Origin of the sequence: Streptomyces sp. NPDC060205, from assembly GCF_042728395.1 — a bacterium.
Lineage (GTDB): Bacteria > Actinomycetota > Actinomycetes > Streptomycetales > Streptomycetaceae > Streptomyces.
Genome location: NZ_JBHWZP010000138.1, coordinates 1 through 23,869, shown reverse-complemented (window position 1 = coordinate 23,869; position 23,869 = coordinate 1). Strand labels below are relative to the sequence as shown.

At 73.2% G+C, this 23,869-nt stretch carries 21 protein-coding genes, 1 pseudogene and 1 riboswitch; of the genes and pseudogenes, 4 read left to right on the top strand and 18 right to left on the bottom strand.

Features of this window, described 5'->3' with window-relative positions:
• Window positions 1-75: 75 nt before the first annotated feature.
• Window positions 76-1,332: a trans-sulfuration enzyme family protein gene (locus ACFWGJ_RS23670; RefSeq protein ID WP_387327809.1), complete on the bottom strand. Its 1,257-nt coding sequence runs from the start codon at window positions 1,330-1,332 to the stop codon at window positions 76-78.
• Window positions 1,333-1,392: 60 nt separating this feature from the next.
• On the opposite strand from ACFWGJ_RS23670, the gene ACFWGJ_RS23665 reads away from it, so the two are divergent.
• Both ACFWGJ_RS23665 and ACFWGJ_RS23660 read left to right on the top strand, forming a co-directional pair.
• Window positions 1,393-1,914 (top strand): Lrp/AsnC family transcriptional regulator, encoded by a 522-nt coding sequence (locus ACFWGJ_RS23665; protein WP_387327806.1) that lies wholly within the window; start codon window positions 1,393-1,395, stop codon window positions 1,912-1,914.
• Window positions 1,915-1,976: 62 nt separating this feature from the next.
• On the top strand, window positions 1,977-3,668 hold the full coding sequence (locus ACFWGJ_RS23660) for a DUF885 domain-containing protein (protein ID WP_387327803.1): 1,692 nt from the start codon (window positions 1,977-1,979) through the stop codon (window positions 3,666-3,668).
• A gap of 82 nt (window positions 3,669-3,750) precedes the next feature.
• Here ACFWGJ_RS23660 and ACFWGJ_RS23655 read toward each other — a convergent pair whose 3' ends face one another.
• The 8 genes from ACFWGJ_RS23655 to ACFWGJ_RS23620 all read right to left on the bottom strand — a co-directional run bounded on the left by ACFWGJ_RS23655 (window position 3,751) and on the right by ACFWGJ_RS23620 (window position 12,488).
• Window positions 3,751-4,890: a peptidase C39 family protein gene (locus ACFWGJ_RS23655; RefSeq protein WP_387327801.1), complete on the bottom strand. Its 1,140-nt coding sequence runs from the start codon at window positions 4,888-4,890 to the stop codon at window positions 3,751-3,753.
• Window positions 4,891-4,916: 26 nt separating this feature from the next.
• On the bottom strand, window positions 4,917-7,022 hold the full coding sequence (locus tag ACFWGJ_RS23650) for an iron ABC transporter permease (RefSeq protein ID WP_387327799.1): 2,106 nt from the start codon (window positions 7,020-7,022) through the stop codon (window positions 4,917-4,919).
• A gap of 32 nt (window positions 7,023-7,054) precedes the next feature.
• A complete protein-coding gene (locus ACFWGJ_RS23645) occupies window positions 7,055-8,122 on the bottom strand; it encodes an iron-siderophore ABC transporter substrate-binding protein (protein ID WP_387327797.1) in 1,068 nt (355 codons plus the stop codon).
• 212 nt (window positions 8,123-8,334) lie between these two features.
• Window positions 8,335-9,198, bottom strand: coding sequence for an ABC transporter ATP-binding protein (locus ACFWGJ_RS23640; protein ID WP_387327795.1), 864 nt, complete (start codon window positions 9,196-9,198; stop codon window positions 8,335-8,337).
• Window positions 9,199-9,314: 116 nt separating this feature from the next.
• Complete coding sequence (locus ACFWGJ_RS23635) at window positions 9,315-10,217, bottom strand: helix-turn-helix domain-containing protein (protein WP_387327792.1); 903 nt, start codon at window positions 10,215-10,217, stop codon at window positions 9,315-9,317.
• Between the two features lie 92 nt (window positions 10,218-10,309).
• Window positions 10,310-11,245 carry an SDR family oxidoreductase gene (locus tag ACFWGJ_RS23630; protein ID WP_387327789.1) on the bottom strand — a complete coding sequence of 312 codons (936 nt, stop codon included), beginning with the start codon at window positions 11,243-11,245 and terminating at the stop codon, window positions 10,310-10,312.
• 112 nt (window positions 11,246-11,357) lie between these two features.
• Window positions 11,358-11,885 carry an immunity 21 family protein gene (locus ACFWGJ_RS23625; protein ID WP_387327787.1) on the bottom strand — a complete coding sequence of 176 codons (528 nt, stop codon included), beginning with the start codon at window positions 11,883-11,885 and terminating at the stop codon, window positions 11,358-11,360.
• An 87-nt stretch (window positions 11,886-11,972) separates the two neighbouring features.
• Entirely contained in the window at window positions 11,973-12,488 is a 516-nt protein-coding gene (locus tag ACFWGJ_RS23620) for a rhodanese-like domain-containing protein (protein ID WP_387327785.1), read from the bottom strand.
• Between the two features lie 94 nt (window positions 12,489-12,582).
• Between ACFWGJ_RS23620 and ACFWGJ_RS23615 the strand changes: the two genes are divergently transcribed.
• Window positions 12,583-13,029 carry an Lrp/AsnC family transcriptional regulator gene (locus tag ACFWGJ_RS23615; RefSeq protein ID WP_387327783.1) on the top strand — a complete coding sequence of 149 codons (447 nt, stop codon included), beginning with the start codon at window positions 12,583-12,585 and terminating at the stop codon, window positions 13,027-13,029.
• Between the two features lie 23 nt (window positions 13,030-13,052).
• On the opposite strand, the gene ACFWGJ_RS23610 is transcribed toward ACFWGJ_RS23615, so the two are convergent.
• From ACFWGJ_RS23610 to ACFWGJ_RS23575, 8 genes are all read right to left on the bottom strand, one after another.
• Window positions 13,053-16,049: an AAA family ATPase gene (locus ACFWGJ_RS23610; protein WP_387327781.1), complete on the bottom strand. Its 2,997-nt coding sequence runs from the start codon at window positions 16,047-16,049 to the stop codon at window positions 13,053-13,055.
• A gap of 55 nt (window positions 16,050-16,104) precedes the next feature.
• Complete coding sequence (locus ACFWGJ_RS23605) at window positions 16,105-17,268, bottom strand: exonuclease SbcCD subunit D (protein ID WP_387327778.1); 1,164 nt, start codon at window positions 17,266-17,268, stop codon at window positions 16,105-16,107.
• A 68-nt stretch (window positions 17,269-17,336) separates the two neighbouring features.
• Window positions 17,337-17,963, bottom strand: a complete 627-nt coding sequence (locus tag ACFWGJ_RS23600; RefSeq protein WP_387327776.1) for a YigZ family protein — start codon at window positions 17,961-17,963, stop codon at window positions 17,337-17,339.
• Window positions 17,964-18,127: 164 nt separating this feature from the next.
• Window positions 18,128-18,703: a SixA phosphatase family protein gene (locus tag ACFWGJ_RS23595; protein WP_387327773.1), complete on the bottom strand. Its 576-nt coding sequence runs from the start codon at window positions 18,701-18,703 to the stop codon at window positions 18,128-18,130.
• Window positions 18,700-19,461 carry a hypothetical protein gene (locus tag ACFWGJ_RS23590; RefSeq protein WP_387327771.1) on the bottom strand — a complete coding sequence of 254 codons (762 nt, stop codon included), beginning with the start codon at window positions 19,459-19,461 and terminating at the stop codon, window positions 18,700-18,702. Before ACFWGJ_RS23590 ends, ACFWGJ_RS23595 begins: the two co-directional genes overlap by 4 nt.
• A 46-nt stretch (window positions 19,462-19,507) precedes the next feature.
• Window positions 19,508-20,446 (bottom strand): ABC transporter ATP-binding protein, encoded by a 939-nt coding sequence (locus ACFWGJ_RS23585; RefSeq protein WP_387327769.1) that lies wholly within the window; start codon window positions 20,444-20,446, stop codon window positions 19,508-19,510.
• Window positions 20,443-21,459: a FecCD family ABC transporter permease gene (locus ACFWGJ_RS23580; RefSeq protein ID WP_387327766.1), complete on the bottom strand. Its 1,017-nt coding sequence runs from the start codon at window positions 21,457-21,459 to the stop codon at window positions 20,443-20,445. The genes ACFWGJ_RS23585 and ACFWGJ_RS23580 overlap by 4 nt, the downstream gene beginning before the upstream one ends.
• 8 nt (window positions 21,460-21,467) lie before the next feature.
• Window positions 21,468-22,499 carry an ABC transporter substrate-binding protein gene (locus ACFWGJ_RS23575; RefSeq protein ID WP_387327763.1) on the bottom strand — a complete coding sequence of 344 codons (1,032 nt, stop codon included), beginning with the start codon at window positions 22,497-22,499 and terminating at the stop codon, window positions 21,468-21,470.
• Between the two features lie 66 nt (window positions 22,500-22,565).
• Window positions 22,566-22,753: riboswitch (cobalamin riboswitch) on the bottom strand.
• Window positions 22,754-23,024: 271 nt separating this feature from the next.
• On the opposite strand from ACFWGJ_RS23575, the gene ACFWGJ_RS23570 reads away from it, so the two are divergent.
• Window positions 23,025-23,432: a CoA-binding protein gene (locus ACFWGJ_RS23570; protein WP_387327761.1), complete on the top strand. Its 408-nt coding sequence runs from the start codon at window positions 23,025-23,027 to the stop codon at window positions 23,430-23,432.
• A 54-nt stretch (window positions 23,433-23,486) separates the two neighbouring features.
• On the opposite strand, the pseudogene ACFWGJ_RS23565 reads toward ACFWGJ_RS23570, so the two are convergent.
• Window positions 23,487-23,869, bottom strand: a pseudogene (locus ACFWGJ_RS23565) (hypothetical protein); the annotation flags it as partial.

The following is a 23,869-nucleotide window of genomic DNA, read 5'->3' as shown; positions in this document are numbered from 1 at the left end:
GCACCTGTGCCGGGCCCGCCGCCGTCACAGGCCCACGTCAGACGTTCGGAGCCGGGTCAGACGTTCGGAGCCGGGTCAGACGCTCGTGCTCACGTCGGCGTTCCGGGCCGGCAACGAACCGCTCCCCACCGTCGCCCCCAACGCCCCGTCCAGGTCGCGCCAGAGGTCGTCCACGTCCTCCAGCCCCACCGACAGCCGCAGCAGCCGGTCGCTGACGCCGCTCCCCCGCCGGTCCTCCGCGTCCACCACGCGATGACTGATCGAGGCGGGATGCTGGATCAGCGTGTCGACACTGCCGAGGCTCACCGCGGGGGTGACCAGCCGGACCGCGGCGATCATCTCGTGCGGGTCGCCATGGACCTCGAACGCGATCATGGCGCCGCCGATCCGCGGATAGTGGACGCGGGCGACCCGTGGGTCGTCGGCCAGGCGCCGGGCCAGTTCCGCCGCGTTGGCGGAGGCGGCACGCACCCGTACGGGCAGTGTCGACAGTCCGCGCAGCAGCAGATAGCCGGCGAGCGGGTGCAGCACACCGCCCGTGGCGAAGCGGATCTGCCGCAGCCGCCCCGCGAACTCCTCGTCGCAGGCCACCACTCCGGCCATCACGTCACCGTGTCCGCCCAGATATTTGGTGGCGCTGTGGAGCACGAGCCGCGCCCCCTGCTCGGCGGGCCGTTGCAGCACGGGGGTGGCGAAGGTGTTGTCGGCGAGCAGCGGAACGCTCCCGCAGGCGTGGGCGATCGCCCGCAGATCGAGTTCGGCGAGCGTCGGGTTGGCCGGTGACTCGACCAGCACCAGCCCGGTGTCAGGGCGCAGGGCGTCCTGGATCCCGGCGGGGTCGACCCACGTCACCTCGGAGCCGAGGAGCCCGGCCGTCAGCAGGTGATCGCTGCAGCCGTAGAGGGGCCGCACGGCCACGACATGGCGCAGCCCCATGGAGTTGCGCACGAGGAGCACCGCGCTCAGCGCGGCCATGCCGCTCGCGAAGGCGACGGCGCTCTGCGTGCCCTCCAGCCGGGCGAGCGCCGTCTCGAAGCGGGCGACGGTCGGGTTGCCGAGCCGGCCGTAGACCGGCGGGCCGTCCGGCTGGGCCCCGTCGGTGGCGAAGGCGTCGATACGGGCCGCCTCGCCCCGGCTGTCGTACGAGGGATAGGTCGTGGACAGATCGATCGGCACGGCGTGCAGGCCCTGCCGGGCGAGATCGTCCCGCCCCGCGTGCACGGCCTCGGTGTCCAGGGCGCGTACACCGAGCCCCGCCGCCCGTTCCGCCGTGCCTGCTCCGTCCGCCGTGTCGTCGCACACGTCGCGTATGTCAGTGCTGCCGAGATCCATGCACGGCAGCCTGAACAACAGACGGGCCGATGGGGCAGAACACCGTGTTACGTTCGCCCTATGGCCGAATCCGTCGTACTGGACCCGGTGGACCTGCATCTTCTGCGGCTTCTGCAGAACGACGCCCGGACCACGTACCGGGATCTCGCCGCGCAGATCGGGGTGGCACCCTCGACCTGCCTGGACCGGGTCACCCGGCTGCGCCGCTCGGGAGTGATCCTCGGCCATCAGCTGCGGCTCGATCCGGCGAAGCTGGGACGAGGGCTGGAGGCGCTGCTGTCCGTGCAGGTCAGGCCGCATCGGCGGGAGTTGGTCGGGCCGTTCGTGGAGCGGATCAGATCGCTGCCGGAGTCGCGTACGGTCTTCCATCTCACCGGGCCGGACGACTATCTGGTGCATGTCGCGGTCGCCGACATGGCGGATCTGCAGCGGCTGGTGCTCGACGGTTTCACCGCGCACCGCGAGGTGGCGCGCGTGGAGACCCGGCTGATCTTCCAGCAGTGGGACTGCGGTCCGCTGCTGCCACCCGACCCGCAGGGCGCCACGGCTTCGGGCGCCACGCCCTCGGCGAAATCGGGCTGACACGGCAAAAGGCCTGGAAAACCGGGCTGACGCGGCGGCCGTCCGCGTATGAGGATGGCGGTATGTCACAGACGAAGAACCCGCTGCCCCGTGAGGTCGCCGACACCTACGTCGACGAGCTCATCGCCCTCGACCCGGTCATCGGTACGTACCTCGGTGTGAAGGAGAGTTCCAGCAGGCTGCCTGACACCTCGCCCGGCGGACAGGAGGCGCTCGCGCAGCTGGCGAGGACGACGCTGGCCCGGCTCGACGAGGCGGAGCGGCAGCCGGGCGCGGACAGTGACATCGAGCGCCGGTGCGCGCGCCTGCTGCGCGAGCGCCTCACCGCCGAACTCGGCGTGCACGACGCCGAGGAGAGCCTGCGGGCCGTCGGCAACATGCACACGGCCGTGCACGCGGTGCGCGAGGTGTTCACCGTGACGCCGGCGGACACCGACGAGGACTGGGCCGCGATCGCCGAGCGGCTGCGTGCGGTGCCGACGGCCCTCGACGGCTACCGCGCATGCCTCTCGCTCGGTCTGGAGCGCAAGCTGTACGCGGGGCCGCGCCCGACCGCGACCTTCGTCGGGCAGCTCACCGAGTGGTCGGACACGGACGGTTCGGGGCGCGGCTGGTTCGAGGACTTCGCGTCGGCAGGACCGGAGTCCCTGCGCGCCGAACTCGACGAGGCCGCCCGGTCCGCGACCGCGACCGTGGTCGCGCTGCGCGACTGGATGCGTGATGTGTACGCGCCGACGATCGAGGGCGCGCCGAACACGGTGGGCCGCGAGCGGTACGCGCGCTGGTCGCGCTACTTCAACGGTACGGACCTCGACCTGGACGAGGCGTACGCGTACGGCTGGGCCGAGTACCACCGGCTGTTCGCCGAGATGAAGAAGGAGGCCGAGAAGGTCCTGCCCGGCGCCGCGACGCCGTGGGTGGCGCTCGCCCATCTCGACGAGCACGGCAGGCACATCGAAGGGGTCGACGAGGTCCGCGAGTGGCTGCAGAACCTGATGGACCAGGCGATCGAGGAACTGGACGGCACCCACTTCGACCTCGCCGAGCGGGTACGGAAGGTGGAGTCCCACATCGCCCCGCCGGGCGGCGCCGCCGCCCCGTACTACTCGGCACCGTCGGAGGACTTCTCACGCCCGGGCCGTACGTGGCTGCCGACGATGGGGCAGACCCGCTTCCCGGTGTACGACCTGGTGTCGACCTGGTACCACGAGGGCGTGCCCGGCCATCACCTCCAGCTCGCCCAGTGGGTCCACGTCGCCGAGGACCTCTCGCGCTACCAGGCGACCGTCGGCGGCGTCAGCGCCAACGCCGAGGGCTGGGCCCTGTACGCGGAACGGCTCATGGACGAACTCGGCTATCTCAAGGACGCCGAGGAGCGGCTCGGTTATCTGGACGCGCAGATGATGCGAGCGGCCCGTGTCATCGTCGACATCGGCATGCACCTGGAGCTGGAGATTCCGGCGGAGTCGCCGTTCCACCCGGGCGAGCGCTGGACACCGGACCTGGCCCAGGAGTTCTTCGGTGCGCACAGCAGCCGCCCCGCGGACTTCGTGGAGAGCGAGCTGACCCGCTACCTCTCCATCCCCGGCCAGGCCATCGGCTACAAGCTCGGCGAGCGCGCCTGGCTGCTGGGCCGGGAGAACGCGCGCAAGCGCCACGGGGACGCCTTCGACGCGAAGGCCTGGCACATGGCCGCGCTGTCCCAGGGGTCGCTGGGCCTGGACGACCTGGTGGACGAACTGTCCCGGCTCTGACGGGACAGCTCACGCGGCGCACGGCACGCAGCGCACAGCGGCGATTCGGCCGCTGCGCGCCGTAAGCCGTGCGCCGTGAAGGTCAGGACCGGCGGCCGATGACCACAGCCCCGCGGAAGCTCTCCGCTGCCGGTTCCACCGGCTCCGCCGAGGCGGTTGAGGCGGTCGCGGCCGTCGGCAGGCTCGACATCGTGTCGAGCGACCCGTCGGGTACCGGCAGCAGGTGGGCGTCCACCCAGGTGTCGCCCGTCGCCGCGTTGGCCCACGGGTCGTCGATCACGACGGCGCCGGGTACGACGCCGTGGCACAGCACCCAGTGCGGTACGTCGAACCCCTGCATCGCGGCGAGCGAGACGAGCAGCAGCACGTGTTCGCGTCGGCCGATCGCCTCCCGGATCGCGGTCGGCGAGAGGCGGTCCGGGTCGATCGGCACGCCGGTCCGCCCGGCCTCCGTACGGGAGGTGCGTTGGAGCACCGCACGCCACTCCTGCTCGCTCTGCGGGTAGTGGTCGAGCAGGACGGGCCGGTCCGTGTCGAGGTGGACCGTGACGGAGGACGACGGCCACGCCCGGCGTACGGCGACGCCGAGCCCGACGGGCTCGCACGCGGGGAAGTTGGTCGCACCGCGCCACAGCGTCAGCTCCGCCTCGCGGTCGAGCGCCTCCCGCGCCAGCGCCCCCGCGTGCGCCTGCGCGACCAGGGCGGTGACGGCACCGCACGTGAAGTGCGTGGACTGCCCGTAATACGGAGGGTCGCGACGACCGTCGTCATATGCGGAGTCGGTCACCGGGTCGTCGTGCAGCCAGCGGACGTAACCCGTCGCGGGCCCCGCCGCGCCCTCCGACAGCGCGAGCGGACCCCGCAGCGGCGTGAAGCCGGCGGCAGCGGCGGCCTCCGGTGTCGCCGTCCACCCTTCCCACTTGACCTGCGCGAGCCCCCGCTCGCGCGCGTGGCCGACGACGGCCCGGACGGCCGCCGGTACGTCACCGACGGCGTCGACGATCTTCAGATAGGCCGTGTGCGGACGCGCCGTCACGAGCGCGGCGGCGGTCCAGGCCGTCCCGTCGCCGCCCGGCACCGCCACGAGGTGGGGGTCGTGGGCGGAGCGGTCGACCGTGTGCCAGCGCTCCGGCACGTCCAGCCGTCCGAGCAGCGGGTTCGGGACGGCGCGGTCGAACGGGACGACGACACTCTGCACGGACATCTCCTGCTGTTGCGTCACGATGGTGGTCCGGAGCCGGCCCAGCCTCACGCGCGGGACTTCCGGAGCACCCACACGAAGTACGGGCCGCCGACGAGGGCGATCATGAGGCCCGCCGGTACCTGGGCGGGTGCGACGACCGTGCGGCCGAGGGCGTCGGCCACGCAGACCAGCAGTCCGCCGAGGAGCATCGCGACCGGGATCGCGCGACCGTGCCGGGCGCCCACCAGGGACCGGGCGAGGTGCGGGGCGACGAGCCCCACGAAGCCGACGACCCCGACGGCGACCACGCTGAGCGCCGCGAGCACCGCGGCGATCGCCAGGGCCGCGAACCGGGTACGGACCGGCCTGACGCCGACGATGCGCGGGGTGTCCTCGTCGACGGCGAGCAGGTCGAGCCTCTCCCGCAGGGCGAGCAGCACGGGGAGCGCGAGCGCCAGGGCCACCGCGACCGGTACGACGTCGGGGAACGTGCGCCCGTACGTCGTACCGGAGAGCCAGGTGAAGATCCGGGGCGTGTTGTACGGGTCGGCGCGCAGCAGCAGGAACGTGGTGACGGAGCTGAGGCCGTACCCGCAGCCGATGCCGATCAGGACGAACCGGTCGGGCAGGAAGCCGCCCCGCCAGGACAGCAGGGCGATGACCGCGAACGTGGCGAGCCCCGCCGTGACCGCGACCACGATGAGCAGCGGCCGTCCGCCGGACAGGCCCGAGGTGACGACGCCGGCCGCACCGAGCCCGGCACCGGCCGTGATGCCGAGAACGCCCGGTTCCGCCAGCGGGTTGCGCACCGCGCTCTGCACGACGCAGCCGGCCAGCCCGAGGGCCGCGCCGGCGAGGATCGCGGCGAGCACGCGCGGGACCCGGTCGTCGAGCGCCTGCCCGATCAGGCCGGGGGCGGCGCTCTGGGCCCAGAGCACGATGTCTCCCGTACGCAGCCAGAGGCTTCCCGCCAGGACCGCCACGAGGGCCGCCCCGGCGAGGAGTGTCACCGCGCCGAGCACCACGAGCAGGTACGCGCGGCGCGAGCGGGCGGCGACCCGGGTGTGCGGGGGCTGCCGGAGCGCGCCCGTGTCGCGCAGACGGAGGGCGAGGACGACGATCACCACGGCGCCGAGGAGCGCGGTGGGCACGCCGGTGGGAATGGCGGCGGCCCCGTCCGCGCCCTGCACGGCGCGCAGGGTCGCGTCCGCGAGCAGGATGAGCAGCGCGCCGAGCAGCCCGGCCGCGGGCACCAGCAGCAGGTGCCCGCGCAGGGCCCGGACCCGTCCCGCGATCAGGCGGGCCAGGACGGGCGCGCCGAGGCCGACGAATCCGATCGGGCCCGCGAGGGTGACCGCCGTGCCGGTCAGGAGCACCGCGCAGAGCACGGCCGTCACGCGGGTGGTGCGGATCGGGACGCCGAGGGTGGCCGCGGCGTCGTCGCCGAGGTTCATCACGTCGAGCCGCCGGGAGAGCGCGAGGGCGACGCACAGTACGAGGGCCACCAGGGGCAGGGCGCGTACCGACGCGTCGATGTTCAGCTGGGCGAGCGAACCGCTCCCCCAGGCGAAGAGGCCGGTGGTGTTCTGCTTGAACAGGATGAGGAGCATCCCGCTCGCCGCGTCCAGGGCCATCGCCGTCGCAGATCCGGCGAGGACGAGACGCGTGCCTGTGGTGCCCGCGGCCCGGCCCGCGAGGAGCAGGACGAGCGCCGCCGCGACCAGACCGCCGGCGAAGGCGACCGCGCCCGACGCCCAGAGCGGGACGGCGAGCCCGAAGGCCGCGACGAGCGTGAGCGTGAAGTAGGCGCCGGCCGTGACCGCGAGGGTGTCGGGCGAGGCGAGCGCGTTGTGCGTGACGGACTGCAGCAGCGCGCCGGCGCAGCCGAGGGCGAAGCCCACCGCCACGCCCGCGAACAGCCGGGGCAGACGCGAGCCGATGAGGATCTCGCTGACCGCCGCCCCGCCGTCGTCAGCCCGTTCCCCGGCGAAGTACCGCACGAGGTCGCCGACTCCGACGCCCGACGTCCCCTGCGTCAGATGCCACATGCCCACCAGGACGGTCACGGCGAGCAGGAGGACCAGGACGGCCACCCCGGAGAGACCGCCGCCGCGCTCGACGCGCGGCGGCGCGGCTTCCTTCCGGGGTGCCGATGTCTGCGTCGTGCGCACTACTTGTCGAGTGCTCACTTCGTGGCGAGTGCTCACTTCGTGTCGAGTACGTCGACGTAGGCGTCGATCGCCTGCGCGCAGGACCGCGGGCCTCCGGCGCCCCACACCCGTGCCGGGAACGCGTGCGCGCGGCCCTCCTTGACGGCCGGCATGGACTTCCAGAGGGGGTTCTTCTCCAGGGCGGCGACGTAGCCGCCGGCACCTTCGTCGTTGGCGTAGAAGAGGTTGGCGTCACCCACGGAGGTGAGTCCCTCGACGTCGGTCTGCGCGAGGCCGTAGGACTTGTCGACGCCTCCGTCACCGTGGGCCTTGTTGACGTCGGAGGTCCAGGCCGGGTTCATGCCGAGTTCCTTGCCTATCTCGGTGAACAGGGCGCCGTCGCTGTAGGGGCGGACCGTGAGGTTGCCTCCCTCCAGCCAGCCGTCGAAGAACAGGAAGTCCTTGGTCGGCAGATCGGCGTCGGTGACCTGCTTCTTCGCCGTGGCGAGGTGGTCGTCGAACTCCTTGAGGACCTGGTCGGCCCGCTCGGTGCGGCCCGTCGCCTCGCCGATCATGCTGAACACGTCCCGCATGTTCCCGATCGGGTCCTTCGGGTACGCGCCGCGCGTGGCCATCACGGGGACGCCTCGCTTCTCCAGCTTCTTGAGGGTCTCGTCGTCGGCGTCGAACGCCTCGACGACGATGAGGTCGGGCTTCGCCGCGTAGAGGGTGTCGAGGTCGGGCTCCTCACGGGTGCCGATGTCGGTCACGCCGCCGGGCAGCTTCTCGGCGCTGACCCAGGTGCTGTACCCCTTCGCGTCGGAGACCGCGGTGGGGGTGACGCACAGGGTGAGCGCGTCCTCGACCTGCTGCCATTCCAGGACCGCGATCCGCTTGGCGGGCTTGTCGAGCTTCACCTGCCGGCCGACGCCGTCCTTGAAGGAGACCGGCCCGGTGGAGGTGGCCGTGGTGTCGTCGGCGCAGCTCTGCGAGGCGGGCGACGCGCTCGCGCTGCTGCCGGCGTCGGCCTTGTCGTCGACGTCGGTCGTGCCGCAGGCCGTTGCGGCGAGGACGATGAGTCCGGTGGAGGCCGATGCCGCCAGGCGACGGGCACGGTTCATGAGGGGTCCTCTTTCTTGTCGTTCGCGACGCGTTTTTGTTGTTCGCGACGCGTTCTTGCTGTTCGCAATGCGTTCTTTGTTGTTCGCGACGGGGCTCTCGTGTGCGTGACGGGGCGCGTCGCGGCATGGATGTGCCGCGACGCGATGAGACGCACCGCGGTACGGCGACAGACGTGCCGCCGCGGATGTCTGCGGGTGTTCAGGCGGAGGGCTCAGGCGGGATGGCGGCCGAGCGGGTCGATGCGGAGACGGCCGGTGCGGGGGTCGACGCCGACCTCGACCCGGATGTCGTAGACCTCGCCGATGTTCTCGGCGGTGAGGACGTCGGCGGGTCTGCCCGCCGCGTGGACGCGGCCGGAGCGCATGAGGACCAGCGTGTCCGCGACGCGGGACGCCTGGTCGAGGTCGTGCAGGACGACCCCGACCGCGATGCCGTGCTCGTCGACGAGATCGCGGATCAGGTCGAGGGTCTCGATCTGATAGCGCAGGTCCAGGTGGTTGGTCGGTTCGTCCAGCAGCACCACGCCGGTGTCCTGGGCCAGGCATGCGGCGAGCCAGACCCGCTGCATCTCCCCGCCGGAGAGTTCTCCGACCGGCCGGCCCGCCATGTCCCGTACCCCGGTGACGCCCATGGCGTGGTCGACGGCGGTGCGGTCCTCGGCGGTCGGTCCGGCGAAGCCGCGCCGGTACGGGTGCCGCCCGAACCCGACGACCTCCGTGACCGTCAGCCCCTGGGGCGCGGGCCGCGACTGCGAGAACAGCGTGACCTCACGGGCGAAGCGGCGGGCGCTGAGCAGGGCCGCGTCACGCTCGTGCGCCCCGTCGGGGGCGCCGAGCGTCAGCCGGCCGCCGTCCACGCGGTGCAGTCGGGACAGGGCGCGCAGCAGCGTGGACTTCCCGCTTCCGTTCGGCCCCACCAGGGCGGTGGCGCGGCCGGGTGCCAGGGACAGCGAGACACCGTGGACGACCGGTGTGCCGCCGTACCGCAGGACCAGGTCGTACCCGTTGAGGGCGGCCACCGGCAGGGCGGGGTCGGCCACGGGACGGCCGGCGCGCCGGAGGGGGCTTGTGAACATCAGTGGGTCCGGACGCTCGGAGAGGCAGGGGACACGGCAGTCCCTCCGCCCGGCGTCGACCGAACTAAGGGTTGCCTAACTCCGAGAAGAGTATGTTCCGCTTCCGATGTCGGCAATCAGGAGTTTTGGACAGGCGATACGGGATTCCGGACACCCTCGTCAGGGGCGGGAGTCCCGTCGGCCGCGTCGAGGAACGCGCCCGGTGTGGTGCCCATGACCCGCCGGAACGAGGCGATGAAGGTGCTGGGCTGTGCGTAGCCGAGCGTCTCGGAGACGGTCGTCACGTCCAGCCCCTCGGCGAGGAGCGTCAGCGCCCGGTGGACGCGCAGCACCTGTCGCCACTGCGCGAAGGACAGTCCGGTCGCCTGGCGGAACGCGCGGGTGATCGTGCGGTCGCTGACCTGCAGACACCGCGCCCACTCCGCCAGGGAGCGGTGGTCGGCGGGATCGTCCAGCAGGGCTTCGGCGATCGCGTCGATCCGCGGGTCGCCGGGCAGTTGCAGCGCGAACTGGTGTTCCGCGGGCTGGAGCACGTCGAACACGACCGACTCGGCGCGTGCCCGGGCCGCCGCGTCGAGATCCGTACGGGACAGGTGAGTCAGCAGTGACTCCAGCAACGGCGTCATCGCGATGGCCGTCGGCTGCGCGACCGCGAACGCGGAGGCGAAGGCGAGAGGCGCGCGGTCGGGGGCGAAGAAGGCCTCGTAGAACTGCGCGCCCGCGGTCGCCCGGCCCCCGTGCACCACTCCGGCGGGCATCCACAGTCCGTGCCCCTCGGACACGGTGAAGACACGGTCCGCCACCCGGGAGGTCAGCGTTCCGCCGCGTACCCAGACGAGTTCGTGCCGGGGGTGTGCGTGCGGCGCCCACTCCGTGGGGACGCGGGGCACCTGCAGCCCGGCGATGATGGCGAACGGAGCCACCGCCTGCTCCGGGAACGGCGGCACCCGGAGCACCACGGTGCCCGCCTCGCGCCGCCACATCCCGGGGCTCGCGTCACCACGGGACGATCGGACCATGCGCCCGAGTCTAGCCAGGGACCACACCGGCCCCGGGAGTCCCCGACGCACACGCAGACCCCTCATCGGCGCCACAGGCGTCGCCCCACGCCTCAGCGGCGGAAGCCGCCCTCCGAGTCGATGACCTGTCCGGTGATCCACCGGGCCTCGTCCGTGGCGAGCCAGGCGATGAGGCGTGCGGGATCGTCCGGCATTCCCCAGCGTCCGGCCGGGAACATCGAGGCGACCGCCCCGTACGCCTCCCCGGTCAGGTAGCCGGTGTCGACCGGACCCGGATTGACGGTGTTCAGGGTGACGGCGTGCTCGGCGAGCGTGGTCGCCAGGGAGCGGGTGACCGAGGCGAGGGCGCCCTTCTGCAGGGCGTACGCGATCTCGCCCGGCATGCCGCCCGCGATGTCCTGCCCTGACGTCATCAGCACGACCCGTCCGCCCGGGGCCTTCGGCGGCAGCGCGGCGCGCAGCCGGGCGTAGGCCTGGACGAGCAGGATCACCGACCGGGTGTCGACGGCCCAGTGCGCGTCGAGCATCGCCGCGTCGATCGCGTCGAGCGGGCCGTCCGAACCGCTGAGCGCGTGGTTGGCGACGAGGATGTCGATCCGTCCGCCGAGCGCGTCCGCCGCTCGGGCGATCAGCTCGGCCGGGGCGCCCGGCTCGGAGAGGTCGCCCGGCCCGTGGACGACCCGGGCGCCGGGATCGCCGAGCGCTTCGCGCACTCCGGCCGCCGCCGCCTCCGGCCGGTCCGCGCCCCAGGGCATCGCGGCGTCGTGCGGCACGTGGTGGTGGAGGTAGACGCTCGCTCCGTACGCGGCCAGGCGCCTGGCCACCGCGTAGCCGATGCCCGCGCGGCGGGCGGCCCCGGTGACGAGAGCGGTACGCCCGCGCAGCGGCAACGGCTCGCGGCGCAGGTCTTGGACCGCGGGTGCGAGTTCCTCGGCCGCGGGCACGAGTCCCCCAGCCGTGGGCACGAGTTCTTCGACCGCCGGCGCGAGTTCTTCGGATGTCGGTGCGGAGGACGGGAGTTGAGGCATGGCGGACCATGATGGGCGGCGGACGGGCCGCGCGCACATCATTTTCCGCGCCAGGGCCCATCGGCCGGGTCACCGACCGCGCCCAGCACTCTCGATCAGCCCGCGATCAGCGCTACAGAGGCCGCAGTTGGACGAGTCCGATCCATGTCTCGGGGCCCGGTTCGGCGTGCGCCGCGCGGACCGCGTACCGGCCCGGTTCGAGGGCGATCCGCAGATGCCCCTCCCTCGTGGCCCCGCCTCCCGGCCACGCCGCGTCGAACAGCACGACGGCTCCGGGAACCTGCCAGTGCACCTCGCGCCCCCATACCGCGCCGGCGAGCGCGCCCGGCACCCCGGCCAGCACCTCGCGCTCCGAGTCGCCCGCGAACCACCGTACGAACGTGCCGTGTTCGGGCAGATAGGAGGTGGCGGCCGGTTCGTCACCGAGGACGAGGGCCGTGGTGTTGCCGACGGGCAGCAGGCCCATCGGGCCGTCCACCTCGCAGGCCCGGTCGTAGTCGGAGGCCAGCTCGTCGCCGTCGGCCCCCGTCCAGAACGGCAGTACCACTTCCGGGATCGCTATGAGCGGCCCGCCGCCGGACTCGACCCACTCCACCTGTTCGACCCGCTCGACCGAACTGGGGTCCGCATAACTCGCCATGGGCAGAAACTACACGCCCGGGCGGACCGTAATTGACGATTCCTTTGCCCGGCCCCGAGCTGATACGCGACTGAGTCCGTACGCTCCTCAGCAGCCGCAGTCCGCGGCCCCGACCGGAGCCGTCAACGGGTCGGCGGCACGCCGCTCGCGCCCTTCCCAGGTCTCGAACTCGAAGCCCTCGCGCACCCAGTACTCGAACCCGCCGAGCATCTCCTTGACCTGGTAGCCGAGTTCGGCGAGGGCGAGGGCGGCCCGGGTCGCGCCGTTGCAGCCGGGGCCCCAGCAGTAGGTGACGACCGGGACGGCCCGGTCCAGGAGGTGTCCGGCCTGCTCGGGGATCAGGGCGGTGGGCAGATGGATCGCGCCGGGCACATGCCCCTGGTCCCAGGACTCCGTGGAGCGGGAGTCGACCACGACGAAACCGGGGCCACCGTCGCCGCCGCCGTCGCCAGCGCTGTCGGCCGCCAGCGCGGCGGCGACATCCGACACGTCAGCGTGGAAGGCGAGGCTCGCCGAGAAGTGGGCTACGGCCGCCGCGGGCGAGGCGGGGGCGACGCGCAGTACGGGGTTACGGGTGTTCCGGGTGAGGGCGCTGCTCTTCATGCCCCGAATCTACGACCGGCGACACCTCGTCCAGAAGGCACGTTCCCCGGCCCCGGGCTTGATCCGCCGGGGATTCCCCTGCTATTTCTCGGTCATGACCGCGTATTCCCCGGACGCCACCGACTGGCGCATTCTCGAAGTCCTCCAGCGGGAGGGCCGCACCGGTTTCGCCGAGCTGGCCCGTGCCGTCTCCATGTCAGCGAGCGCGGTGACCGAGCGGGTGCGGCGTCTGGAGGAGGCGGGCGTCATCCAGGGATACGCGGCGATGGTGGACCCGGAGAGCCTCGGCTTGCCGATCCTCGCCTTCGTGCGGCTGCGCTACCCGAACGGCAACTACAAGCCGTTCCACGATCTGATCGCGGCCACCCCCGAGATCCTGGAGGCGCATCATGTGACAGGCGACGACTGCTTCGTGATCAAGGTCGCGACCCGTTCGATGAGCCACCTTGAGGAGGTGTCGGGCCGGATCGGCACCCTCGGCTCGGTGACGACGAGCGTCGTGTACTCGTCGCCCCTGCCGCGGCGCCCCCTCGGACGCTGAGACCTCCCGTCGGCGGTATACGTCTAGCCGCCGTCGCCGCCCCGCTGCCGGACGACCGACCCCGAACGCCCCTTCACGACCTCCAGTTGCGCGTGGATCCGGCGCCGCAGATCCGCGACATGGCTGACGATGCCGACGCTGCGGTCCCGCTCCCGCAGCGAGTCCAGTACGTCCAGGACCTCGTCGAGCGTCTGGTCGTCGAGGCTGCCGAAGCCCTCGTCGATGAAGAGTGTGTCGAGCCGGACGCCGCCCGCCTCGTCCGTGACCACGTCCGCGAGGCCCAGCGCGAGCGCGAGGGAGGCGAAGAACGTCTCGCCGCCGGAGAGCGTCGCCGTGTCGCGCTCCCGCCCGGTCCAGGCGTCGACCACGTGCAGCCCGAGCCCGCTGCGGCCCCGCCCGGCCCGGTCGTCGGAGTGGACGAGGGTGTAGCGGCCCGCGGACATGCGCTGCAGCCGTGCGCTGGCCGCCGCCGCGACCTGTTCGAGACGGGCCGCGAGGACGTACGACTCCAGGCGCATCCTGCGTTCGTTGTCCGCGGAGGTGCCGGCCGCGAGGGTCGCGAGGCGGGCCACGCGGTCGTACTCCTCGCGCAGCGGCCCCAGTCGGCGCACGGAAGCGGTGGCGCGGTGGGAGAGACGGTCCAGTTCGGTGCAGCGGCGGGCCGCCGCGTCCCGTGCGGAGGCGGCTTCGCGCATACGCCGCACGGCCACGGCGGCGCTCTGTTCGGCGGTGTGGACGTCGGCGGGCGGCAGGTCCGCGGCGGCGGCCGTCTCGGTCTCCGCGAGCACCGCGCGGACCGTCGCCTCTTCCTGCTGCCAGGCGTCGAGCCGTCGTTGCAGCTCCCGGTGGGCGGTGTCGTCGAGGAGGGCCGCCGCGGCGGCCTGCGGCGTGTCGAACCCGGCGCGGAAGGCCGCGTCGGCGAGTCGCGCGTCGGCGTCCTTGAGCCGCTGCGCGGTGTCCGCCGCGACGCGCGCGGTGTCCGCGGCCCCGGTGAGCGCCGAGACCTGCCGCTCCAGCTGGGCGGCCCGCTCGGCGACACTGCTCGCCGTCCCTCTGGCCTGCGCCAGCTCCTCCTCCAGGGTGGCCGTTTCCCGGGCGAGGGCGTCCCGGCGCGCGCTGCGTGACGCGCCGCGCACCGCGGCCTCCTGGTGTGCGGCGAGCCGGCGTTCGTGCTCGTGCTCGGCCCGTCGCAGCGCCTCGCCGGCCGCGTGCAGCCCGGAGGCGGCGCCCCGCGCCTCGGCGTGGCGACGCTCCAGCTCCTCGGCCTGCTCGGCGAGTCGGCCGGTGGGGGTGTCGCCCGCCTCCGCGGTCGCGGCGGCCAGTGCCTCGCGCACCGTCCCGAGCCGGCGCTCCTCCTCCGCCCGCCGCTCGTCGGCGCTCTGGTAGGCGGCGAGCGCGGCGTCCTCGGCCCGCTGGTCGATGTGTCCTTCGACCTTCCGGGCGGGAGCGGGGTGTTCGGTGGCGCCGCAGACGGCACAGGCCGCGCCGTCCACGAGGTTCGCGGCGAGTTCCGCGGCGATGCCCTTGAGCCGCTGTTCCTTGAGGTCCAGCCAGTGGGTGCGGGCGTCCGCCGCCTGTTCGCGTGCGGCGAGCACGCGCGCGTGGGCCTCGTCGGTGTCCCCGGCGAGCTGGTCGCGCAGCCGGGCGGCCCCGAGCCGCGCCTGGGCCGGTTCGCGCTGCACCGCGAGCTGTTCGGCGCGGGTGGCGGCCTCCTGGGCCGTCTCGATACGGGTCTGGAGGCCGTTCCTGGTCGTCTCCCACTCGGAGAGCCACTGCTCGGCGTCGTGCAGCACGTCCTCGTCGGCGCGCTCCTGGCGCTCCAACTTGGTTCGTTCGTCGGCGAGTTCGGCGAGCCGCTGCTCGCCACGGCGGGCCGACTCAAGGCCGCCCAGCTCTTCGGCGGCCTTGCGGGCGGCGGCCGCGAGCCCCGCGGCCCCGGCCTCGGAGAAGGCCTCGGAGAGCTGTGCACGCGCGCGTTCCTCGGCGCCGGCCGCCCGCCGGTGCTCGGCCTCGGTCGCCTCGCGCAGCCCGAGCGCGGGCGCCACCGCCTCGGCCTTGCGGCCCCGCTCCATACGGGCCTGGGCCTCGCGATGGGCCCCGGAGCGCTCCTCCAGCCGGGCGGCCCGCTCCCGGGCCTCGGCGAACCGCCGCTGCAGCCGCGCCACTTCGCGTACGTCGTCCAGTGCGCGGGCCGCGGCGGCCTGCGCCGACTCGGTGGCCGCCTGTGCGCGGTGGGCGATGGTGAACCACTCGCGGGCGGTACTCCTGTTGATCGCCGCCCACTCCATGACGGCCTCGGCGAGCCCCGGGTCGCCGGGGGCGAGTTCGGGCAGCGGCAGTTCGACGAGGTCGCCGACCGCCTGCTGCATCCGGTGGGCGCCTGCGAGCAACTCGGCGTCACCGGCACGCACCTGGGTCTCGGTCGTGCGCCTGCGCTCGGCCAGGCGCTGCTCGACGGCGGCGAATCGCTGGGTGTCGAAGAGGCGGCCGAGGAGCCTGCCGCGGGCCTCGGCGTCGGCCCGCAGGAAGCGCGCGAAGTCGCCCTGGGGAAGCAGCACGACCTGGCAGAACTGCTCGCGGCTCATCCCGAGGAGCTGGGTGATCTCCTCGCCGATCTCCTGGTGGGAGCGGCTGAGGTCCTTCCAGGATCCCGCGGGCGCGTCGAACTCGCGCAGCCAGCTCTGCGCCTTCTCCGTCGTGGTGCCCGTGCCGCGCTTCTTGGGGCGCGCGAAGGGCGGCTGGCGGGTGATCTCCAACCGGCGTCCGGACACGGTGAGGTCGAGCGTCACCTCGGTGCGGACGTCGGGCAGGGCGTGGTCGCTGCGCAGCGAGCCGCCCTGGCGGGCGCCCGGTACGGACCCGTACAGCGCGAAGCAGACGGCGTCCAGGACGGAGGTCTTGCCCGCGCCGGTCGGCCCGTGCAGCAGGAAGAGTCCGGCGGTCGACAGATCGTCGAAGTCGACCTCCTGGGCGCCGCCGAAGGGCCCGAAGGCGGTGATGTGCAGCCGGTGCAGCCTCATCGGGTCCTCCCGACGTGCACCGCGCTGCCCGGACCGTTCCGGTCGTCCACAGCGGTCACCGGGCGACCTCGCGGACCGTGTCGTCGGCGCGGACGGTGTCGAACGCGTCCTGTAGCACGGCCTGTTCGCGCTCGTCGGGGCCGGCGCCGCGCACATGGGCCACGAAGTCCTCCGCGATCTGCTGGTCGCTGCGGCCCGCGAGCCGCCGGGCGTACGAGACGTCCGGGTCGTCGGGTGCCCGTTCGGGGTCGAAGACGAGGCTGAGCGTGTGCGGGAACCGCTCGGTGAGCCGGGCCATGGGGTCGGCGGGCCGCACCGGGTCGGTGAGGGTCGCCTCGACCCACGCCTCCTCGTGGCGCGCCAGCTCCGGATCGGCGAGCAGTTCCTCCAGCCCGCCGCGGATCCGGGCGAGCGCGCGCGGCACGGGGCAGTCGAGGCGCTCGGCCTCCACCGAGCCGTCGGCTGCCAGGTCGACCAGCCACATGCTCTTGCGGTGGTCGGTCTCCGAGAAGGAGTACGGCAGCGGCGAGCCGGAGTAGCGCACGCGCCCGGTGATCCGCTGGCTGCCGTGGAGATGGCCGAGCGCCACGTAGTCGACCCCGTCGAAGACTCCGGCGGGGACGGCGGCGACCCCGCCCACGGTGATGTCCCGCTCGCTGTCGCTGGCCTCGCCGCCCGTGACGAAGGCGTGGGCGAGGACGACGGACCGGGTGCCCGGCGCGCGCGTGGCGAGGTCGGCGCGCACCCGGTCCATGGCGGCGGCGAGCACGTGCTCGTGGCCCGCCTTGTCCACGCCGAACTCGTCCTTCACCAGGGCCGGTTCGAGATAGGGCAGCCCGTAGAAGGCCACGTCTCCGAAAGCGTCCTTCAGGAGCACGGGGGTGCCGCAGGCCGCGGGCTCGGTCCGCAGGTGGATGCCCGCGCGGTCGATGAGTCCGGCGCCGACGCCGAGCCGGCGCGCGGAGTCGTGGTTCCCGGAGATCATCACCGTGGGCACGCCGAGGTCGGCGAGGCGGTGCAGCGCGTCGTCGAAGAGCTCGACCGCGGCCAGCGGGGGCACGGCCCGGTCGTACACGTCCCCCGACACGACCACGGCGTCCACCTCGCGCTCGCGCACGGTCGCGACGAGGTGACCGATGAAATCGGCCTGGGCGCCGAGCATGTTCACGCGGTGGAACGCGCGGCCCAGATGCCAGTCGGATGTGTGCAGGAACCTCATGATCCCCGAGACTAACGGCCGGGTCGGACATCACGGGCGGCTACTCCCGTAACAGCCCGATGTGCGGCTTATGCGTCCCCGTAGGCCTCGCCGCCCAGTTCGAATCCCGCGGTGCCCGCCGTGCTGTCGGCCAGCCAGCTCCGGAAGGCCGGCACGTCGGCGTCCGGGAGACCGATCTCGATGGTGACGGCCTCTCCGTAGCGGACGTCGCGCACCTCGCGGCCGGTGGAGCGCAGGTCGTTCTGGACCTTGCCCGCCCGCTGGTGGTCGACGGTCACGGTCGCGAGGCGGAAGCGTCTGCGGGTGAGGGTGCCGAGGGTGTCCAGCGCCTCGCCCACCGCGCCGCCGTAGGCCCGGATGAGTCCGCCCGCGCCGAGTTTCACGCCTCCGTAGTAGCGGGTGACGACGGCGACGACGTACCGCATGTCGCGGCGCAGCAGCATCTGGAGCATCGGGGCGCCGGCGGTGCCGCCCGGTTCGCCGTCGTCGCTCGCCCGCTGGACGGCGGCGTCGGCACCGATGACGTACGCGAAGCAGTTGTGCGACGCGTCCGCGTGCTCCTTGCGGACGCCCGCGACGAAGTCCTGGGCCTCCCGCTCGGTGGCCACCGGCGCCAGCGCGCACAGAAAACGCGAGCGATTGATCTCGATCTCGTGCACCCCTGCACGGACCACGGTCCGATACTCGTCCTGCATCCCCCCAGCGTATGCGCGCCACGCACGCTCCAGGGAGGCGGGGAACTACGCGACCAGCCACGACGGGCCTCCAGGGGCGCGGGGAACTGCGCAATCGTGTACATCCGCCACAACGACGCCGCACCCAGGAACGCACCCCCGCAGGGGCGCGGGGCATCGCCCGGCTATCGACCCCGTCCGTGATGCCCCTTGTCCCCACGCGACTTCTTCCCCCGAGCCACGATCACGTCCGTGAGCAACGCCCCACCGCCCCCCAGGGCCTCCCAGCCGGGCCCGCGCCACGCGAGGATCGCGATCGCCGAGGTGGGAAACTTCACGCGGACATCGTCCAGCGCGGAGCCGACGCCGTCACCCGCCAGCGTGAGGACCAGCTCCTCCAGCCCCGGGTTGTGCCCGATCAACAGCAGCGTCTCGGCCTCGGCCGGAGCCTCCCGCACCGCGTCGAGCAACGCGGCCACCGACGCCCCGTACAGCCGCGCGTCAAGGCGCACCGGCGGCGGCGTGCCCCACTGCGAGGCGGCCAGCCCCCAGGTCTCCCGGGCGCGTACGGCGGTGGAGCAGAGCGCGAGGTCCGGCAGACAGTCGGCGTCGGCGAGGATCCGTCCGGCGGCCGGGGCGTCCCGGCGCCCGCGCGCCGCGAGCGGCCGTTCGTGGTCGGGGACGCCGTCCGGCCAGGCGGACTTGGCGTGCCGCAGGACGACGAGGCGGCGCAGCGGCCCCGCTCCGGCGCGCGCGATCACGCCGGCGCCCCGCGGCCGATGTCCCGGGTCAGTTCGAGGCCGAGCAGCCGGTCCGCGTAGGCGTACGTCTCGAAGCGGGCCCCGTCCGGCACGGTCCCCGACGTCTCCACCTTCCGCAGCACGCCGAGAACTGCGGGCACGTCGAGGTCGTCCTCCCAGGCGGCGCGCAGCTGTTCCCGTACGGGGTCGGGGATGGGGCCCGAGGGCCGGGTGGCCCAGGTGGCGACGGCACCCCGCCAGTGCTTCAACTGGTCCTCGGCATCGGCGAGATCGGCCGCGTCGAGCCGCAGCTCCTCACCGCGAGGGCGGGCGAGCAGGGCGAGGCGCAGGGCGGACGCGCTCTCGTCGTCCCGCGCCACCGGGCTCTCGATGTCGGCCGGGGCGACCCCGACGCGCAGCCCGCCCGCCGCCTCGTCGGCAGAATCCGCGGGGCCGGCCGGCTCGTCGGTACGGGCGCGCACGCTCAGCACCTGGGCCTCGCCGAGGCCGGGGCCGCTGTCGCGTTCGTCCTCGAACGGCCGGATGCCGAGCGCCCTGGCGCGGGCCCGCAGTTCCGCGCGGCCCTCCGTGCCGGTCAGCACGGTCCACACGGGTGTCCCGCCGATCTCCAGGGCCCGTACGAGCACGTCGGCGGTCAGGAGCACGCGCAGGCCGGTGGCGTCGGGGCGTTCCACGCGCGCCTCGACGCGGGTCAGGCCCCGGCGGGCCGGGGTGGCGGTGACGGGGTCGCCTGTTCGGGCGTCGGTGATACGCAGCACGGGCTGAGCGTAGGCGTGCGAGGGGCCGCGCGCAGGGATGCCGCCATCATTCCGGACACGTGTGCACGGATTCCCGGGGCGTGGGTCGGCTCACGGTGCCCAGGAAACGCACGTGCGGCCGGCCGCCGGACCCGTCGGAGCCGTCGCGGGTGACGGCGGTGCGTACGCCGTAGACCTCGGCGATGAGTTCCTCGGTGAGCACGTCGGCCGGGGTCCCGGCGGCCACCACGCGTCCCTCGCGCAGGACGACGAGCCGGTCGCAGTACATCGCCGCGAGGTTGAGGTCGTGCAGGGCGACGACGCTGGTGAGCGGCAGGGACGTGACGAGGTTCAGCAGGTCGAGCTGGTGCTGGATGTCGAGGTGGTTGGTCGGTTCGTCCAGGAGGAGTTCGCGGGGTTCCTGGGCGAGGGCGCGGGCGATCTGCACGCGCTGGCGTTCGCCGCCGGAGAGGGTGTGCCAGGACTGGTGGGCGCGGTCGCTGAGGCCGGTGCGGGCCAGGGCGTCGCGTACGGCCTCCTCGTCGGCCTGCGACGGGGGTGTCCAGGCGCGGCGGTGCGGGGTGCGGCCGAGGCGTACGACGTCCAGCACGCTCAACTCGACCTGCGTGTCGGCCTGTTGCTCGACCACGGCGATACGGCGGGCGATGTCGCGGCGGCCCAGTTGACCGAGCGGACTGCCGTCGAGGGTGACCACGCCGGAGGCCGGGGCGAGGACGCCGGAGAGCAGGCGCAGCAGGGTGGACTTGCCGGAACCGTTGGGGCCGAGGAGGCCGACCGTGGTGCCGGGGGCGGGGCTGATGCTGACGCCGTCCAGGATGACGCGTCCGTCGGCGGTCCGGGTGACGCGGTCGGCCCGCAGGCCGGCCTCACCCCTCTCGACGCTTTCGCCCCTCACGACGCCTTCGGCGCTCTCACCGCCCTCCGCGTTCTCGACGTGCTCGGTCGTCTCGACATGCTCGGTCGTCTCGACGTGCTCCGTCGTCATCGTGTCCTCCGCGTCCGGTACAGCACCAGCACGAACACCGGTACGCCGATGAGTGAGGTGACCACGCCCACGGGCACCTCCTGGGGGTCGAGGACGGTACGGGCCAGGGTGTCCACCCACACCAGGAACACCGCCCCGGCGAGGGCGGCGACCGGCAGCAGCCGGGCGTGGCCGGAGCCCACCAGCGCGCGGGCGGCGTGCGGCAGGACGAGTCCGACGAAGCCGATCGCGCCCGCCGAGCTGACGAGCGCGGCCGTCAGCAGCGCGGTCACGCACAGCAGCACCAGCCGCGTGCGGGCCACGGACACCCCGAGGGTCGCGGCGGCGTCCTGGCCGAAGGCGAACGCGTCCAGCGTGCGCGCGTACGCCAGACAGACCGCGAGGGCGACCACCAGGACGGCGAGGCAGACCCAGACGTCCGTCCAGCCGACCCCGCCCAGTGAGCCGAGCAGCCAGAACAGCACGCCTCGGGTGGTCTCGGCGTCGGCGGCGGTCATCACCACGAAGGAGGTGAGCGCGGAGAAGAGCTGCATCGCGGCGACGCCGCTGAGCACCACGCGGTCCGTCGTCCCGCCGAGGGTGTGGCTGAGCAGCAGCACGAGTCCGAACGAGAGCAGCGCGCCGAGGAACGCGCCCGCCGAGACCGACAACAGGCCGCCGCCCGCGCCGAGGACCACCACGACGACTGCGCCGGTCGAGGCTCCGGAGGACACCCCGAGGACGAAGGGGTCGGCGAGCGGGTTGCGCAGCAGGGACTGCATGACCGCGCCGCACACGGCGAGTCCGGCCCCGCAGACGGCGGCCAGCAGGGTGCGCGGCAGCCGCAGCTGCCAGACGATCCCGTCCCGGATGGGGCTCAGCTCCGTACTCCCCCAGCCGAGATGGGAGGCGACCACGGACCAGACGTCGGCGACGCGGATGTCCGCGGGGCCGATGGTGATCGCGACGGCGACGGAGGCGACGAGCAGTGCCACGCCGGCCGCGCAGAGCAGTCCCACGCGCGGCCGTGCCATCGGGCGGGTCACCCCGTGAGCCCGAACTCCCGCAGGGCCGCGGCCACTTGTTCGACGCCCTCGACGGTGCGGATGGTCGGGTTCATGGCCTGCCCGCTGAGCAGGACGTACCGCTTCCTCTTCACCGCGGTCATGTTCTTGGTGACCGGGTCGGACTCCAGGAACTCGATCTTCTTCCTCGCGGACTCGGCGGTCTGCGACTTGCGGGTCAGATCGCCGATGACGAGGACGTCGGGGTCGCGGTCGGCGACCGTCTCCCAGTTGATCTGGGGCCATTCCTCGTGCGTGTCGTCGAAGACGTTCTTCGCGCCGAACGCCCGGGTGATGATGCCGGGGGCGCCGCAGCAGCCCGCCATGTAGGGCGACTCGGAGTTGGCGAACCAGTACAGGAGGGAGACGTCCGAGGCGTCGATGCCCGCGGTGGCCTTCTTCATCCGCTGCTGGAGCTCGGCGACCAGCTTGTCGCCCCGCTCCCGCACGCCGAACACCTCGGCCAGGTCATGTATCTCGCCGTAGATCGCGTCGATGCCGAGGGGCTTCTTGCGGGCGCCGTCGCCGTCTCCGGTGTTGTCCTTGCCCGCGCAGTCGGAGGGCGAGACGTACGCGGGTACGCCGAGCTTCTCGAACTGCTCGCGAGTGGCGACGCCTCCCTTGCCGAGCGTGGACACGAACGAGGCGGCGACGAAGTCGGGGTCGGCGTCCAGGACCCGTTCGAAGGACGGGTTGTTGTCGGCGATCCGCTTCACCTTCGCGTCGGCCTTCTCCAGGCCCTTCATCACCGGGTCGGTCCAGGTGGCGCTGCCGGCCATCCGGTCGGCGAGACCCAGCGAGAGCATGATCTCGGTGGTGCCCTGGTTGAGGGAGACGGCCTTGCGCGGCGGGGACTCGACGCGGACGGTGTGGCCGCAGTTGTCCAGGGTGACGGCTGCCGCGGAGTCCTTGCCGGCCGAGCCGGTCGAGTCGGCGCCGCCGCAGCCGGTCAGCAGAATGACCCCGCAGACGAGCAGGGCGGCAGGACGGGTGGGGCGTGCGATGGGCACGGAAGTTCCTCAGACGTCGAGGGCTCGAACGCGGAGCCCGGTCGTACGGTGCTCCCCCGCCGTCTCGGGACCGCGGAGGCCGCCAGCAGGTCTTCGGACTCGGGTTCACCCGGACGAGGCGCCTTCCCGGACCGTCGATCCGGTCCAGTGGCCGATGCCCCGCCCGTCACCCTCACCGCTGCGCGTCAGCTCCGGATTCCCACCGGATTCCCTGACCCACGTACATGGGTTCGACTGGCTTTCGCAAGCTATCACGGCGGCTTTCCCGGCCCGGCGGCAGTGCGGGGAGGGCGTCGCGCCCGGCGAGCTGAGCGCACCAGGGGGTGGGGCTGCGGGTTCCCGGGCGGGTGCGGCCCGGTGGGGGCCGTTCGCGCAGTTCCCCGCGCCCCTTGAAAGCCGGCGGTCCGCCGTGTCCCCGGTGCACTGCCGTCCCGCGGGTCCGGAGCCGGGAACCACCCCGGGAATCCCCGGCCCGCGCCGGACGTTGTCCCGCCCAGCACCACTCACCCCCGCAGGAGGCGAACCGTGTACGGCGACCAGGCAACGATCCGCAAGATCCTCACCGAGACCGGCGACACCTGGGCCGTCGTGGGCCTGTCGTCGAACGAGCGACGTGCCGCGTACGGCGTCGCGGACGTGCTGAAGCGCTACGGCAAGCGCGTGATCCCCGTCCACCCGAAGGCGGAGACGGTCCACGGGGAGAAGGGGTACGCCTCCCTGGAGGACATCCCCTTCGAGGTCGACGTGGTGGACGTGTTCGTCAACAGCGACCTGGCCGGACCCGTCGCCGACGAGGCGGTCGCCATCGGCGCCAAGGCCGTCTGGTTCCAGCTCGGTGTGATCGACGAGGCCGCCTACGAGCGCACCCGCGAGGCGGGCCTCGACATGGTCATGGACCGCTGCCCGGCGATCGAGATCCCCCGCCTGGGCTGAACCGGCCGGAAGGAACCGGCCGACGAACCGGCGCCACCGGGACAGCCGCCCCGCTCACCCGTCCCGGCGCCGGCGCCCCCCGGATTCGTACGCCCGCCGGTCCGTCCTCGGCGGAGCCTCGAACGCCGAGCCCGACCAGGCGGGCGGCTCCGTGCGCGGGGCGGGCGCCCGGCGGCCGGACGCGGTCCGGTTCCAGTCGCCGTCCCCGAGGACGAGCATCGGGTCGAACATCACGACGACTCCCGCGAGCGCCAGGAAGAGGACCGGGCCGAGGAGCATCGGCAGCAGCAGCGAGTGGGCCGGGTCGCCCGAATCCGGTGCGCCGGCCGCGCCATGCAGATGCACACTGACGGCCGCCATCCCCGTGTAGTGCATGCCGGTCACGGCGACGCCCATGACCAGGCTCGCCGCCAGGCTGGTCAAGAAGCCGCGGATCG